Here is a 14,602-nt window from a genome sequence, read left to right on the forward strand (position 1 = left end):
TGGTTCGCAGGCGGTGAGCAGAACGCGCCCGAGGATGCCCGCCACGAGACGGGCGGGAGCGGTCAGTCGTCCCTGACCATCGGTGTGTTGGTTCCTCAGTGGTGGCTGGGGTGCGCGGGGACGCGGGTTGGGATCGGCGCCGGACTATGGGGGCGGTCCGGCACCGATCGGCGTGCCCAGGTGGATCACGGGTTGTGAGGAGGTGCGATCGTCGGACGGACCGGACGAGCGTTTCGGATCAGCGGCCAGAGCTTCGGTCCGCTGGGCAGGTTCAGCGGCAGGGCCGCGTGGTATCCCTGCTCGCGGAGCATGTCCCTGGCGCTCTCGGTCGTGACCACGGTGTAGACCGGCAATCCGGTGTCGTCGACGACCTGGTGGTGCCGGCGCAGCAGCTCGCTGGCGAGGCCGCGGCCTCGAAAGGACGGGTGCACGGCCAGCCAGGACAGCCAATGATGCGGCGCCGAGGACCTGTAGCTATCGATGGCTGAGTTCAGGGCCGCGATGCGGGGTGCTGCGCTGCCGGCAAAGGTCGGCAGGTGGTGTTGCCCGAACCGCCGGAAGCCGCTGTTCGGATCGTGCCGTCGCCATACCGCGACCGCTGAGAGGTTCAGCGCTACGTCAACGGCCCCGGTCTCGATGGCGTGGTCGACGTCGACCGCGAGGAGGCGGTGCAGGACGACGACCCACTCGGCGGCGTCGGGCAGCAGCCACTCGATGACGGGGTCACGGTCGAGTGCACCGGCCAGTAGCACGGTGATGGCGGCGACGTCGTGTGGTTTCGCCGCGCGAATGGTTGTGTCCAGGGTGGGGCCGTTCACAGTGGCCGCCTTACCGGGAACGCTTCTGCCGGGAACCGCGCGGGGGCTCCCCCGTTCGGTTGGCCTCGCCACATGCGCCAGATCGTTGGCCCGGCGGTCGGGAGGTGCATTGGTGGGCCTTGGCGGTAGCCGAGGCGCCGGTACAGGTCTCGGTTGCGGGTGTTGCTGGCTTCCAGGTACGCCGCCCGGTTCGCCGCGTCGAGCGTTTGGTGGGCGTTGGTGAGCAGCCCCGTTCCGAGGCCGCGGTTCTGGTGGCGGGGGTCGACAGCGACGTAGGCGAGGTAGTCGTGTGGGACCCGGGGATGGTGTGTTTCGAACAGCGCGTCGAGTAGCAGGAACCTGGGCGCGTATGTGCCGGTGGCCTGCTCTATCTCGTAGTACATGGCGGTTGCTCCCGCCGGTGGAGCCTCGTTGCGGGTGTACCAGATTGCGACGGCTGACCGGTCGGTGGTGGTGTCCACGCGTCCGTGCTGGAGTCCGTGGTGGAGGATCAGTTTGAAGTACCGGAAGTAGACCGCTCGGCGGTCGTCGGGGTCGGGGATGAGCCAGTCGGCGACGGGTCCGTCGAGGAACGCCTCGACCAGGACGGTGATGAGTTCGCCGGCGTCGTCGGGTGTGGCCTGGCGGATGCTGATGGTGTTGGTCGGTGGCATGGTCACTCCTGGTCAGACCGGCTGGCGGGTGGCGTCGGGGGTGCGCACCGGTGCGGTGGCGCTTTCCGCGCCGAGTCCGATCGCCTGGAATATGTCTGGGCGGGTGGCGCGTAGGGTCAGTGCCCAGGCGGTGCCGGCGAGTGCGCAGAGGCCGTAGGTGGCGGGGAACCACCAGCGCAACGGGGATGTGGCGGCGACGCCGAGGAGGACGTCGAATTCCTGGATGGTGACGGCGAGGATCGCGGTCAGGGCGCCGGTGGCGGCCAGCGGCGCGATCGCGGTGCGCCACGGGCCGTCGCGGTGGGGGGTGCGGGCGAAGAACGCGACCACGGCGGCGGAGGTGACGGTCATCAGGATCAGAACGCCGAGGCCGCCGGTGACGGTGATCCAGAAGAACAGGTGCACGATCGGGTCGGCGCCGGCTACCGCGTAGCTGGCGAGGACGGCTACCGCGATGGTGCTTTGGACGATGGAGCCGGCTTTCGGTGCGCCGGTGCGGCGGCTCGTGCGTCCCAGCCATGCGGGTAGGACCCGTTCCCGGCCGAGTGCGAACAGGTAGCGGGCGACGGTGTGGTGGAACGCCAGGAGTGCGGCGAAGAGGCTGGTGATGAACAGGACCCGGCCGATGGTGACGATACCGTCGCCGAGGTGGGGCGAGACGAGGTTGAAGATGAGGTCGGTGCCGTCGGTGCGGGCGGCGTCGACGATGGTGTCGGGGCCGGTGGCGACGGACATCGCCCACGCGGACAGCCCGTAGAGCAGGCCGATGATCGCGACAGCGATGTACGTGGCTCGCGGTACGGTGCGGCGTGGGTCCTTGGTCTCCTCGGCGAACACCACGGTTCCTTCGAAGCCGACGAATCCGGTGATGGCGGTGACCAGGGCGGCGCCGATGCCAGCGGCGAAGATGTGCGACGGGGCGAGGGTGCCGAAGCTGATACCGCCAGGGGCGGGGTTGGTGACCATGACGGCGTCGAAGACGAGGGCGACGGCGCACTCGGCGATGAGCACGACCGCTAGGACCTTGCCGTTGAGGTCGATGCGCAGGAGCCCGAGGACGGTCACGGTCGCCCAGGCGGCGAGGGCGCACAGCCACCAGGTGATGGTCCAGCCGTAGCGGTCCTGGAGAAACTGGGCCAGTACCGCGCCGAATCCGCCGTAGAGGCCGATCTGCATAGCGTTGTAGGCGAGCAGCGCGACGAAGGCGGCGGCGACGCCGGCCGGCCGGCCGAGGCCCCGGGTGACGTAGGTGTAGAAGGCGCCGGCGTTGACGATGCGGCGGGACATGGCCACGTAGCCGACAGCGAACAGGGCCAGGATGGCGGCGACGACGAGATAGGACACGGGGATACCGACGACACCGGTGACGGCGTACCCGGTGGTCGCGCCGCCAGCGACAACAGTGAGCGGCGCTGCCGCCGCGATCACGAAGAACACGACCGACGGGATACCAAGCCGGCCCCGGGCGAGAACGGCGGAGACAGTGTCCGGTCTGTGGTGAGGCATTGGATCTCTTTCGACGAGGGGGATGGAGGGGGGCAACTACGCTCAGGTGCGGTGGCTCAGGACGCTGCCGCCGACGGCGCTGCCGAGGTCGGCGAAGAGGTCGCGCAGTGGTGGCCGGGCCTGCTCGACCACCTGACGTAGGTGAGCGCGGACGGCCAGCGGCGCGCCGTCCAGCAGGGCGGCGTCCAGCTGGGTGTGCAGCGTCAGACCGGCGAGCGCCTGGTCGAAGGTGCTAAGCCGACGGGCGTTACGCAGTTCGATCGACAGCCGAGCCCACGACCAGGCGGCGGTGTTCATGTCGGCGGGCACGTAGACGATGCGCTGGCGCCACAGCCGGCCGACCTGACGCTGCTCGAGAAGCCCGCGCTGCCACATGCGAGTGGTGACCTGCTCGCAGGCGGTGGCGGCCAGGAACGCCAGCCACGTGCGGGTGTCGGTGTGGTGCGGCTCAGCGATCAGCCGGTCGAGTACCAGGTGTTGCAGCCAGTCCCCCGGGGGCCCGGTTTGGAGCACCCGGATGTGTCCGCGGGCGAAGGTGATCCGGCCCTCATAGTGCAGCTCGGCGAGCAGCGCAGCGGCCAGACCGTGAGCTAGCGCGGACTCGTAGAGGCGCGGACGGCCGGTCTGGTCATCGTGGGCCATGAACCAGAACTCGTCGCCAATCATCATCGGTCTGGTGGGCGCGGTGCCTACGGCGCGTACGGGACGCTGCGGCTCGGCGGCCTGAACATTGGCGGGCGGAGCAGCGTCGTCGTCGGCTGCGCCGGGATGTGTGTGCACGACGGCTGGCCTTCCTGGGTCAGTTGTCGAGGGCGGTCGCAGCGGGCGGGGCCTCTGCGTGGCGGCCAGGGTGGCGGGCGAGTTCCTGTTGCGCCCAGGCGTTCTGCTCGCAGCTGCCGTCCGGCTGGCAGTGGAAACAGGTGCTGCCGTCGGCGTGCTGCTTTTCGGTCATCCGCGCGGACGCGTACCTGTCGGCCGGGCCGCACGGCTCATCACTGCGGCTCATGTCGCGCTCGCGTACCGGCGTAGGGCGGCAAGGCGGACCCGCAGCTCCATGCACGGCAGGTACTCGTCGGTGCTCGGGTAGAGGCACTCGGGGCGGTGACCGACCACCCATACCCACTCGTCGCTGAGGTGCGCCAAGTCGGTGCGGAGCCTGACGACAACGACGTCGACCGCGCTGCCGGGCGTGAGGTCCCGGCCAAGGGACCAGTCGTCGCTGCCGAGCTGCAGGAGGGTGCCTGAGACGACCTGCGGGATCGGGGGCGCCGGGTTCACGCCAACCGCCCCTTCCGTCGGCGTGGCTCCAGCCACCGGCGCGGCTGCCGCGACGGCTGCTGGTCGAGCAAGACCCAGAACGCGCGGTTGGTCTCGGCGAGTTCCTGGACGGTCTGCTCGTCGGGTTCACCCGGGGTGCGGTTCCAGCCGCTGCGGCCCTCGAACAACGTGGCCGCGCCTTCACAGTCGATGCCGAAAGGGCTGTAGGTCACGCCGTCGCCGGCGGGAGCGAACCACTTGCGCCGCATCGGCGCTACCTCCTTCACTGGGTTGCACTGCCGGGCCTCCCCGGCTCAGACGCGCACCCCGACCGGTTGGGTGCAGGGATCGTCCGCACGGGGCCCGGAGGGACTAGCGAGCGGCAGGTGTGGCCATTCGCCCGTCACATCGACAACAAGGACGAAAGCCGGTGCGCTCGGGGAAGCAACGCGCCGGCGCATCCAGACTGGCCGGGGAGGCGGATGGATGGAATGTCCTGCTGGTGCACCGCCGGTGCACCTGCTGTCACCCGAGGTGCCGCTACGATCACCAGGCAGGCGACTGTCCGTGTCGGGAGGACGTGCATGGCTGCGGTGACGACCTGGACCGGTCGGGAGGCGAACGCACTGCGCCATGCCTTGCGGATGAGCGTCACCGCCTTCGCCGAGCACCTGGGCGCGGCCCGGCGGACGGTGGCCAAGTGGAGCAGCCAGGGCGACAGCGTCCTCCCGCGCGCCGACATGCAGGCCGCGCTGGACACCGTGCTCGCCCGGGCCACCTCCGACGTACGCGAACGTTTCGAGGCCCTACGGATGACGGGCACCAGCGGTGCACCTATCAGCACCACACCGCCGTACACCGGCGCGGACGCTGATACTGGAGGTGACGGAGACGGCGGCTCGGGCTCGGATGGTGACGTGCGACGGAGAGATCTTCTGCGCAAAGCCGCGGTCGGCGTCGCCGCTGCGCCAAGCGTCGCGCCATTACTCGACGCGCTCGTCTCGCCGCGACATCCACCTGCGGCGGTGCTGTCCGTCCAGCAGCTTGCCCGCGACGTGGCCGCCGTCAAGCGCGACTACCAGGCCTGTCGCTACGAGCGTGTCCTCGACCATCTCGTCACGCTGCTACCGGCCCTCGAACCCGCCGGGGCCAGCGCGGAAGGCGAGCATCAGACGCAGGTCAGCGTCTTGGCGTCCGAGCTGTACCACGTCGTCGGGAGTGTGCTGCTCAAGGTGGGTGACCGAGGGATGGCCCTGGTCGCGGCCGAGCGAAGCACCCGCGCCGCGGCGGCGAGTCAGGACCCGGTGGCCGTCGCCGCGAGCGCACGGATCATGACCCACGCCCTGATGAGCAACGGCCACGACGCCCAAGCGGTGACCCTCGCGGGGAACGCGGCCGGCGTACTCGACCGGGACACCCGCCTCGCGTCGACCGACGCGATCGCGGTGTATGGCGCCCTCGTCCTTCGGGGTGCCGTCGCTGCAGCCCGTCGAGACGACCGGGACACCGCACACGCCATGCTCGACGAGGCGATGCGCGCCGCAGCTCGACTCGGCTACGACGGCAACGACCGGTGGACCGGCTTTGGCGCCACCAACATCCTGCTGCACCAGGTCAACATCACACTGACCCTCGGCGACGCCGGAACCGCCATCGCGCTCGCCCGCACCGTGCCCCTGAACAAGGTGGCGCTTGCCGAGCGCAGAGCCACGCTGTACGTCGACGTCGCCCGTGCCTACACCCAGTGGGGCCGCCACGAGCACGGCCTGAACGCGCTGCGCACGGCGTACGAGGTAGCACCCGAGGAGATTCGCTGCCGTCCAGCGGTCCAGCGCATCGCCGGCGACCTCGCTCTCCTTGCCAGGGGCTCGGTCCGCACGGCCGTCGTCGACTTCGCCCAGACGGCCGGGATCCCACTGTGACCGGGGGGCACCTGCAGATCGTCGTCTGCGGCGCTGGCCCCGCCGCCGACGTAACCAGGCTGGTCAGCGCCGCGCAGGAGCACACATGGACTGCGGCGGTCACCGCCACGCCCAACGCGACGAGCTTCATGGACGTGCCGGCCATCGAGGAGCTGACCGGTGCCCCCGTGCGATCCAGCTATCGGGCATCCCCCGGCGCCCGCCGCTCGCTGCCCGCCGCCGACGCTCTGGTCATCGCACCCGCGACATATAATTCGATCAACAAGATCGCCCTCGGCCTGGCCGACAACTACGCAATGACCTCAGTCGCCGAGCTCATCGGACGACAGGTGTCGACCGTCGTCGTCCCGTTCGTCAATGCCGCCCTCGCCACCCGGCTGCCCTTCCGCCGCGCTGTGGCCAGCCTCCGCGACGAGGGAGTACACGTCCTGCTCGGTCCCGAAGACGGATGGGAACCACACCCACCCGGCAGCGGAACTGACCGGCAGCGCGCCTTCCCCTGGGCGACGGCATTCGAGACAGCGGCCAGACGTGCCCACGAAGCACAGACTTGAAGCAATGCGCCACCAGCGCTGGTAACCCGACTCAGACGAGCCGGCTCGTGTAGCCCGCCGCCACCAGACGACCGAAGGCCAACCGCACCTCCTATCGACCAGGACGGGCTACATAGCACCGGCTTCCGCCGCCGCAAGCGCAGCCTCACATGGCCAGCCTGCCGCGGTGGCGGGCTGGACCGGAACGTCGCGCCGAATGGCGAGGGCGCTCCGGGGGGATGTCCGGGTCGGCGGCCGGGGCGCCGACCCGGACATCCCCGCGAAGGCCGCTAGCGCACCGGCTCCCGCCACCGCCGCCTCCCCCAACACATCCCGACGTCGCATCGCTCTCTCCTCACCTCGCCCAGCCCGATCGGTTCGCCACCGAGGCTGGCTACACCTGGCGCTGCTGGGCCGCCCGCGGGCGCCTGGACTGATCAGTCGTGAATGAGACGGACCTGCCAGGAGGTGCTGGCACAGCCGGCCTCGGCGTCGGTGACCTCGGCCACCCCGGACCCGTCGACCCGCTCGACGACGTAGTCGTCGAGCTGATGGAACCGGGCCAGTTCGTCGGCCGCGGTCCCATCGAGGCGGCCGGCGACGAAGATGTCTTCGGGATCGAGAGTGTCCAGCACCTCGGCGAGGGTGTCCACGCCGTCATCCGGATAATCGTCCGGCCGCCGCCAGATCTCGGGCGCCTCACCAGCCGTCCCGGCGGCTGTGGCGGCCACGGCCGCCAGCGCGCCGTCGAGCAGCGACACCCGCAGCTGCTCGGCGTCGGCGCCGACCAGGGAACGGGGCAGGACGATCCGCGTGGTGTCCGGGCCAGCGACGTCCGTCAGCACGCGATCGCCGTCACCCGTCACTACCTCGAGGGTGAGGTCCCGCGACAGCGTCACGCTGACGATGCTGCCCAGCACGGTGAACCAATGCTCGACCGCCGCCACTGCTTCCCGCAGGTCCCCCGCCGCCGTCCGGTTCAGACCCTCCGACCCAACCCGCCAGCTCACCCGCCCTGCCTGACCACCCATACCCGTACCCCTTCCTTTCCGCCCGCCCGCACCTCGAACTCCTGCACCACCTCGCCGAGCGCCCGGACGACGACCTCCCGGTTGCGCCGTACCGCGAGCGTCGCCGGCACGGTCGCGGCGAGCACCAACTGGTCCGGCTTCATCCGATCCATCGCTTCTCGGACCCGGCCAGCGGTCACCGTGGCACCGGCGGGCCGGGCGGCGGGCGGCACGAAGAGGTCCACCAGTTCCGGCCGCCCCGGGTCGGAACGCGGGGCGCGTACCGGGGGCGCTCCGAGGCGCTGCTCCACTCCGACAACCTCCAACGCGCCCAGCAGCGCCCGGAACAACCGGACCGCGAGTAGTCCCTCACCGGACACGTCGAACCACGCCACCGGTACCCGCACCAGGTAGCCGATCTCCTTAACGCCGCCCTGGCCGCGCGTCCGCACGTGCTTGACGGACGGCTCCGCCTCGGTGTGCACGGTGACGTCGAGGCGAAGGTAGCTGCGGGCCGGGAAGGAACGCCGCAGCCACCTCGCGCCGTCGACCGCCCGTTGCAGCGCCGCCTCGACGAAGGCGGCGAGGTTGTGTACCCGGGCGTCGTACCCCGCGACGTCCACGCCGAAATCGCGTGGCGCGTCGCGGGGCTGAACGGACAACCAGAAGGTCATGGAGGCTGACCCTACTGGCAGGACCTGGCCATGCCCGGCGGGCGCACGTTGTAGCGACGCACGTAGCTCAGGCAGCTGCGGTACTCCCAATATCCGGGCGTGGTAGCGGGTGGGAAACTTCTTGATCTTCCGGATCCGGCACCGCCTTGACGCGCTTGTACCGACTAACGCTGGCCCGAACGAGGGGCGGCCAGGCACTGGTGATGCCGTACATGTAGACCCGTTCGCGACCCCGCGAATCGGTGTAGTTGATCTGATAACCCCAGCTGCGGCCCCGATACCTGTTGCTGTTGCTGTTGCGGTTGCTCGACGAGCCCTTGGAACGGGCCGGTGGCCGACCCGCGATCTTCTTGATCCGCTTGTTCCGGGCAGCCGTCCTGGCCGCGGCGCGCTGCGCCAGCCGTTTCGCCACGTATCGGGCTGCCAACCGACCGCCGATACCGACGAGGATGGGCACACACCGGGCAACGCCCATCCAGGTCCGTGACGTTGACCAGGTCCTGATTGGCGTAGTCGTAGTCGTTCGCCGAACCCTGCACCGGGTCGACGGACAGGAAGCGGCCGGTGTGCGGGTTGTGCAGGCGGACACCCATCAGGATGACGTCGTCGAGGGCGTCACCAGAGCGTTGCTTGCCGCCCAGCCAGCCGTACCGCTGGTCGGCCTGCCCCGCCACCGGCACGCCGAACTCCTCGTAGTCCAGCAGTTCGGGTTCGGTGAGGGCGGGTCGATGGTGACGTTGACGTCACCGTGCAGCCACACCAGGTGCAGCCGCACGTCGCCGGTGGCCGAGGTGTCGCCGCCAGGTCGCCGTCCGGGCCGGACCCGTTCCGGGTGACGGTGCCCTGGGCATCCTCCACCACCCAGTGGACCTCGTCGGAGTCGTCGCCGTAGTGGTTCACCTTGGTGGTGGCGGCACCCCAGGTGTCGTCGATCAGCGTCTCGGTGGTGAAGGTGCGGAAACGCTGCGCCGGGTCCAGCATCCACGTCTAGCGCGCGCGTCCCCGAACTGCTGCCGCTGCACCAGGTCGTTGACGTGGAAGGTGTTGGTCAGGCCGCTGGGCATTCGGACCGTCCGGCCGAACGCGTCGTACTCGTACCCGGCGTCCGTCATCCGGTCGGCGGTGTCGTAACTGTGACCGCTCTACGCCTCGACCGTCGTCTCCTGACAGGCTCCCTCCGCGTCGGGCGCGTACCGGCTCAGGGAGGTACGGTTGCTGCGCCCGTCGTAGTCGTAGACGCGGGTCACACAGCCGCCGGTGATGGGGCTGTCGTGGCGGGTGCGGACCAGCCGGCCTGCTCGGTCGTAGCCGTACTCCTTGCTGCCGCCGGTGTAGGCGTGGTCCACCCACTGGCCGGCAACGTTCTCGGTCACCGCCTCGGTGAAGACCACCTCACCGTCGGAGTCGCGGGTGTACGTCCGCTCGACCGGCTTACAACTCCTAACCCTTTGAGCGTTGGAGTCGGCGCCAGCAGATGATGGCGCAAGCGAGGGTGAGGAAGGCTTCGTGGATGTCGTCGCGGATCTCCCAGCGGATTCGTAGGCGGCGGAACCAGTGCAGCAAGGCGACCGTTTGCTCGACAACCCACCGTCGGGCGCCGAGTCCGGAGCCGTACGTGGGCCTCGTCGTTCATAACGTCGCTCGCCCAGGTTTCCTGGCAGCCACGAGAGGCGCTGGGGCCCGCGCGGACGTCCTGAGACGACGCGTCGCCGTGACGGTGGAGGCCACCGCCACGGCGACGCTGCGGCGTCAGTCGCGGATCGACTCGCTCAGCACCCGACCCTGCGCGCCCGACGGCGGCTGGATGCCGAGCAGCGCGGCGATCGTCGGGGCGATGTCGACGTGGTGCGGGTCAACGGGGCGCACACCGGGCAGGACGCCGGCGCCGGAGAGCACCAGCGGGATGTGCAGCTCGGTCGTGGCGCCGTGCCGGCCGGCGACGCCGCCCGCCGGGTCGCCGCCGATCGACCAGCCGGGCTCCGGCTCGATGACGAGCTCACCGAAGCGGGGGCTCATGTGCATCGCCTGCTGGGCGACATTGTCGAACACCTGCCTCACGTGCGGGGTCGCCTCGAGCGCGGCCTTGATCTTCGCGACCGCCTGCGGGTCGTTCTTCGCGGCGCCGACCATGTGCAGGCTGCCGATGCCGCCGACGACGATGACGGCGTCGGTGTCGGGCTTGGGCGTCTTGCCGGTCCCGAGGAGCTCGGCCTTGTAGCCGGCCTTGGCGATCGCGTCGATCATCTGCGTGCCGAAGCCCTTGGTGAACGTGGTCATGCCGTGGTCGCCGGTGATGACGAAGGTGGTGCGACCGAAGATGTCGGCGTCCATGGTGGCCTGCACGATCCGGCCGATCTGGGCGTCGATATCCGCCAGAGCGCCCGGGATCCGCGGGTCGTGGTCGCCACCCTCGTGGCCGATCGCATCGAGCGCGTCGCAGTAGACCGCCATGAGGTCGGGGATCTTCGGGGCCGTGACCATGGTGGCACCGCTCTTGACGGGCTCGCCCTTGATCACCTTCACGATGTCGTCGACGCGACGCGAGCAGTCACCGCCGGGCTGGGTGTAGATGCCCTCCGGGTCGCCGTACGCCGTCCCGTGGTTCTGCACGATGAACCACTGCGACGACATCACGGTGCCGCCCTGGGCGCGGACCGCCTCCGCGATGGTGGGCACCGCGAGATCGCGCTCCTGGCCGCGGGCGGTGTGCGACACCGGGTCGTAGACGTAGGCGGTGTTGAGGTGCCGCTGCGGCCAGGCGCCGGTCGCGATCGAGGACCAGGACGGGTTGGTGATCGACTGCATGACGCCGGTCGACTCGGTGACGCTGCCACGCTTGACGAGCTGGTCGATGTTGGGCGTCGGCACCTCGCCCAGGTAGTCGTAGTCGAAGCCGTCGAGACCGATGAGGATCACGTGGTCGGCCGCCGGCGCCGCCTGCGCCGGTAGGGAGTCCGGCACGGCGGCGTACGCCGGCAACGAGGTCAGCAGAGGTAGGGCGAGGGCCGCGGTGACGTGGCCCAGGGTGCGGAGAGCTCGGATCATGGAGTGCACTGAATCGGGTCGGGTTGGCGCCCCCGTGAGCCCAAGGTGGCGACGTCGTAAACGTGCAACGTGGTTTAGCGTCGTTCACACCTCGTCGCCCGGGAGCCTCGCCGGGCGCCCAGTCGACAGGCCGCGGGCCTGCTCGGCCGCGCGGGCGCCGGCGGCACGCTCCGGCCGGAGCCGCCCAGCGGATCAAGGACGGTGCGATCCCCGAGCAAGTCGCGCGCGTGCCGGCGAGCACTGGCGCGGCTGGCAACGGCACGTCGGCTGGGTGAAGGCGCTTGTGGCTGGCGCGGTGAGCCCGCGCGGATCTTCCAGCGGCGTCCGGCCACCGACACGAGAACGTTGAGCGCGACCGTTTGTGGTGAGCTTCTCCATAGATCAGCCGTCTTGGGCGGCCGAGTCTTCGAGGGGAATGGCGATAATCTCAACCAGGACGGTGCCCATCGTCATCTGCCTGCTGAGTGCCTCCGTTCCCGGGCAGACAAGTACGGCGCGGTCAACGCACAGCCGGCTGGCGTAGGTGAAGAGTTGGTAGAGCTCGGCAGTATTCGGCCGCTCTTTCCAAGGCCGATACTTCGCGTCGTAGACGGCGACAGGCCGGCCGCCTCGTTCTACGACGAAGTCTGCCCGGGCTCGCCTTGGCGGGCCGATGTCTATCAGCGGGATGGGGTATTGGTTGTGCACCACGGCTTCTGGCTGGCGGGTGGTGAGCCAGCGACCGACGTAGTTCTCCCAGATCTTGGTCATGTTGAACAGCACGCCGACTCCGGCGAGGGCGGTACCGGCAGGCAGAACGGTCCGGTTGTCGAGGAGAAGCCTCGACAAGTCGTGGATCTCCCTGTATCGCGCCGGCAACGACGGTAGCTGGCGGGCCCCTCCCTCTCGTCCGTTGACGTTCCGAAATACCGGCGTGAGCTGACGTAGCCGGACTTCGAGTTGCTTGTCCTGGTACGTGAGTTGGCACAGCTTCCTGTGCGCCGATGCGACGAGCCGGTTGAGCGCGATGTCCGCGGTGAGGCGTTTGGCCGTTGTGACGAGGCGATCGGCGCGTCCGGCGTGGGCATTCAAGTGGGCCGTGACAGCAGGGACTCCGGCGTACGGGGGCCTGGCTACCGTCGTTTGCTTGTAGCCCTTAGCCAGGCCCTGTCCCGCTATGCGCTCAGCTTCGCGGACAAACGCCAGCGCGATGAGATCCATCAGACCAGGGCCACCCAGGGCCGAAGTCGCGTCGTGCCGCAGCAAGGTCGCCTTGCTACCCAACCCGAGCAGGGTGGCGAGGTCCCGGAACGGAAACCTGCTCGTGATGTCCACTACGCGACCGGTGCGCAGGCGGAACCTACCCACATACGGCCCTGGCTGGATGTCGTACACCCCGGCTTCTCCGGTGGGCGTGAGCCGCTCTACGACGCGGGGCTGCTGAGCCTTGTCCGCACTGCCCCGAGTCAGGGTCGCCAGTTCGTGGGCTTCGTCTTGGCTGAGCTGGACGGTGCACGTCTCATACTCGGTTAACCTGATCAACTCAGGTGCGCTCCGCGATGAGCGCCCGGATATCGGCGTCGAGTTGCTCAAGCTCGCGAGGCCGTTCGAACCAGTGCTCTGCCAGGTACGGCCGTAGCTGGTACGACCAGATCCGTTCCGCCGTTGCCGCGTCGAGGCCCTCCGCCATCCAATACGAGTGACCAGGGCTGACGGGCACGTCCAACCCAACGCGATCTCGGATCATCCGGAAGAGCCCGAGCGCCAGTTCCCTGTCGACCGTCGGTCGTGCATCAGCCCAGCGACTCAGCACATCCTCACTCGGCAGCACGGGGAAGGCGTGGAATCTACGACGAAGCGCGAAGTCCAGCAAGGCGAGACTTCGATCTGCGGTGTTCATCGTTCCGAGCATGAACAAGTTCTGCGGGACGGACATCCGCCGCTGCGAGTACGGCAGCGTGACCTGCGAGTCACCCCGATACTCGAGGAGGAACATCAGCTCACCGAAGACCGCTGCAAGGTCCGCGCGGTTCATCTCGTCGATGACCAGCACGAAGGTCTCGTCTGGCGCCTGCTGCGCGCGCTCGCACAGTTGAGAGAAGACTCCCGGGCGGACCCGATAGCTCAATACGCCCTCGGCGCCGACCTCTGGGCGCAGCCCTTCGACGAAGTCCTCGTATGAGTAGGCCGGATGGAACTGGACCGACTCGATGTGTTGTGGCGAGGTGGCCAGGTGGCGAGCCAGGAGTCGACCAACATAGGTCTTCCCGGTGCCGGGGGGCCCGTGGAAGACCGCTTGGCGCATTCCGGTGGTGAGCGCAGAGACCCATTCGTCAATCTGCTCTACCGGGAGGTAGCAGGCTGTAGCGACCTGCTCCGCCGTCATCTTCGCCTCGGTTGAGCCGCTCACGAGCGTTCCGGTACTGGCCTCGCTAGTGGTGTCTAAAAGCGACAGTAGGTTGTCCGGGCGGGCCCGACGCATCATCTCCGTGAGGACGGCGTCGGCCTCCTGCGGCGTCACGCCGTGCTTCTCTCGCCACGCTCGCAGATCGGCACAGAATGCCTCATAGCTGTCCAGGCTGTCCGCTCGGTACGACGCGTCTGTTTCGGTGGCCAGGCCGTCCATGGTCGCGTTGATGCAGATGCCGAACCGCTCGGGATCGCGGAGGTAGAGCAGGAAGCTCGGCAGTGACGATCCGGCACCGGGCAGGATCGAGCGGTCCCGGAACATCTGGCCCAGCACCTTCAGTGCGTCATCGATCGATCCGCGCCAGAGCGGTATGAGCGTCTGGTTGAATCGCCTCGGGTTGCGGCCGAGCTTGGCCATGATCGCGCCGGTGAAGCCTGGCGTGAAGCGGTCGAATCGACTCCGCCCTGCCTTTTCATGCTGGTTGAACAGCCGACCGAGCTCGATGATGTGCTCGGTGGACATGAAGCCAAGATGCTCGTTGATGAACCGCCGCGCCGCTTCCTCCGCATCACGCCGCGACTGCACGAATCGAGGACCAAAGGCCCGTCGCTCGTCGTTGATGATCTGCTCCGTTGTAGCGTCGATCACGGCTGCTCTTTCTCATAGAATTGACAGGACGTCAACATTCGGCGTCGGCGTCTGTGACAGCCCCCGGCGATGCTGTGCAGCACCCGCCTCCTGCCAGCGCGCCATGCAGCGACATGAGGCATCGACCGGAAGCACCTATGCTGCCGA

The 14,602-nt window shown here is 68.9% G+C and carries 17 protein-coding genes and 1 pseudogene; 2 read left to right on the forward strand and 16 right to left on the reverse strand.

Annotation, left to right across the window (positions count from 1 at the left end; translation table 11 throughout):
* Nucleotides 1-185: 185 nt before the first annotated feature.
* The 7 genes from ABT006_RS30875 to ABT006_RS30905 all read right to left on the reverse strand — a co-directional run bounded on the left by ABT006_RS30875 (nucleotide 186) and on the right by ABT006_RS30905 (nucleotide 4,503).
* A complete protein-coding gene (locus tag ABT006_RS30875; RefSeq protein ID WP_350711998.1) occupies nucleotides 186-818 on the reverse strand; it encodes a GNAT family N-acetyltransferase in 633 nt (210 codons plus the stop codon).
* Entirely contained in the window at nucleotides 815-1,471 is a 657-nt protein-coding gene (locus tag ABT006_RS30880) for a GNAT family N-acetyltransferase (RefSeq protein WP_350711999.1), read from the reverse strand. The genes ABT006_RS30875 and ABT006_RS30880 overlap by 4 nt, the downstream gene beginning before the upstream one ends.
* 12 nt (nucleotides 1,472-1,483) lie before the next feature.
* Nucleotides 1,484-2,977, reverse strand: a complete 1,494-nt coding sequence (locus ABT006_RS30885) for an APC family permease (RefSeq protein WP_350712000.1) — start codon at nucleotides 2,975-2,977, stop codon at nucleotides 1,484-1,486.
* A gap of 42 nt (nucleotides 2,978-3,019) precedes the next feature.
* Complete coding sequence (locus tag ABT006_RS30890; protein ID WP_350712001.1) at nucleotides 3,020-3,646, reverse strand: GOLPH3/VPS74 family protein; 627 nt, start codon at nucleotides 3,644-3,646, stop codon at nucleotides 3,020-3,022.
* 130 nt (nucleotides 3,647-3,776) lie between these two features.
* Nucleotides 3,777-3,983, reverse strand: a complete 207-nt coding sequence (locus tag ABT006_RS30895; RefSeq protein WP_350712002.1) for a hypothetical protein — start codon at nucleotides 3,981-3,983, stop codon at nucleotides 3,777-3,779.
* Nucleotides 3,980-4,255: a hypothetical protein gene (locus ABT006_RS30900; RefSeq protein ID WP_350712003.1), complete on the reverse strand. Its 276-nt coding sequence runs from the start codon at nucleotides 4,253-4,255 to the stop codon at nucleotides 3,980-3,982. Before ABT006_RS30900 ends, ABT006_RS30895 begins: the two co-directional genes overlap by 4 nt.
* Nucleotides 4,252-4,503, reverse strand: coding sequence for a hypothetical protein (locus tag ABT006_RS30905; RefSeq protein WP_350712004.1), 252 nt, complete (start codon nucleotides 4,501-4,503; stop codon nucleotides 4,252-4,254). The genes ABT006_RS30900 and ABT006_RS30905 overlap by 4 nt, the downstream gene beginning before the upstream one ends.
* Nucleotides 4,504-4,818: 315 nt before the next feature.
* Between ABT006_RS30905 and ABT006_RS30910 the strand changes: the two genes are divergently transcribed.
* A complete protein-coding gene (locus ABT006_RS30910) occupies nucleotides 4,819-6,156 on the forward strand; it encodes a hypothetical protein (protein ID WP_350712005.1) in 1,338 nt (445 codons plus the stop codon).
* Nucleotides 6,153-6,710 carry a flavoprotein gene (locus tag ABT006_RS30915; RefSeq protein ID WP_350712006.1) on the forward strand — a complete coding sequence of 186 codons (558 nt, stop codon included), beginning with the start codon at nucleotides 6,153-6,155 and terminating at the stop codon, nucleotides 6,708-6,710. The genes ABT006_RS30910 and ABT006_RS30915 overlap by 4 nt, the downstream gene beginning before the upstream one ends.
* Before the next feature lie 416 nt (nucleotides 6,711-7,126).
* Here ABT006_RS30915 and ABT006_RS30920 read toward each other — a convergent pair whose 3' ends face one another.
* The 9 genes and pseudogenes from ABT006_RS30920 to ABT006_RS30960 all read right to left on the reverse strand — a co-directional run bounded on the left by ABT006_RS30920 (nucleotide 7,127) and on the right by ABT006_RS30960 (nucleotide 14,455).
* Nucleotides 7,127-7,699: a hypothetical protein gene (locus ABT006_RS30920; protein ID WP_350712007.1), complete on the reverse strand. Its 573-nt coding sequence runs from the start codon at nucleotides 7,697-7,699 to the stop codon at nucleotides 7,127-7,129.
* The gene (locus ABT006_RS30925; RefSeq protein WP_350712008.1) at nucleotides 7,696-8,373 is read right to left on the reverse strand and encodes a hypothetical protein; all 678 of its coding nucleotides are present in this window, start codon (nucleotides 8,371-8,373) and stop codon (nucleotides 7,696-7,698) included. The genes ABT006_RS30920 and ABT006_RS30925 overlap by 4 nt, the downstream gene beginning before the upstream one ends.
* A gap of 164 nt (nucleotides 8,374-8,537) precedes the next feature.
* Nucleotides 8,538-9,077: an RHS repeat-associated core domain-containing protein gene (locus tag ABT006_RS30930; RefSeq protein WP_350712043.1), complete on the reverse strand. Its 540-nt coding sequence runs from the start codon at nucleotides 9,075-9,077 to the stop codon at nucleotides 8,538-8,540.
* Nucleotides 9,078-9,305: 228 nt separating this feature from the next.
* The gene (locus ABT006_RS30935; protein ID WP_350712009.1) at nucleotides 9,306-9,485 is read right to left on the reverse strand and encodes a hypothetical protein; all 180 of its coding nucleotides are present in this window, start codon (nucleotides 9,483-9,485) and stop codon (nucleotides 9,306-9,308) included.
* 30 nt (nucleotides 9,486-9,515) lie between these two features.
* Nucleotides 9,516-9,746 (reverse strand): hypothetical protein, encoded by a 231-nt coding sequence (locus tag ABT006_RS30940; protein ID WP_350712010.1) that lies wholly within the window; start codon nucleotides 9,744-9,746, stop codon nucleotides 9,516-9,518.
* Nucleotides 9,747-9,813: 67 nt separating this feature from the next.
* Nucleotides 9,814-9,996: pseudogene (locus ABT006_RS30945) on the reverse strand (transposase); the annotation flags it as partial.
* Nucleotides 9,997-10,122: 126 nt separating this feature from the next.
* Nucleotides 10,123-11,418, reverse strand: coding sequence for an alkaline phosphatase family protein (locus ABT006_RS30950; RefSeq protein WP_350712011.1), 1,296 nt, complete (start codon nucleotides 11,416-11,418; stop codon nucleotides 10,123-10,125).
* A 381-nt stretch (nucleotides 11,419-11,799) separates the two neighbouring features.
* Entirely contained in the window at nucleotides 11,800-12,792 is a 993-nt protein-coding gene (locus tag ABT006_RS30955; protein ID WP_350712012.1) for a 5-methylcytosine restriction system specificity protein McrC, read from the reverse strand.
* Between the two features lie 148 nt (nucleotides 12,793-12,940).
* Nucleotides 12,941-14,455: an McrB family protein gene (locus ABT006_RS30960; protein WP_350712013.1), complete on the reverse strand. Its 1,515-nt coding sequence runs from the start codon at nucleotides 14,453-14,455 to the stop codon at nucleotides 12,941-12,943.
* Nucleotides 14,456-14,602: the final 147 nt, after the last annotated feature.

Origin of the sequence: Micromonospora sp. NPDC002717 (genome assembly GCF_040295705.1) — a bacterium.
Taxonomy (GTDB): domain Bacteria; phylum Actinomycetota; class Actinomycetes; order Mycobacteriales; family Micromonosporaceae; genus Micromonospora.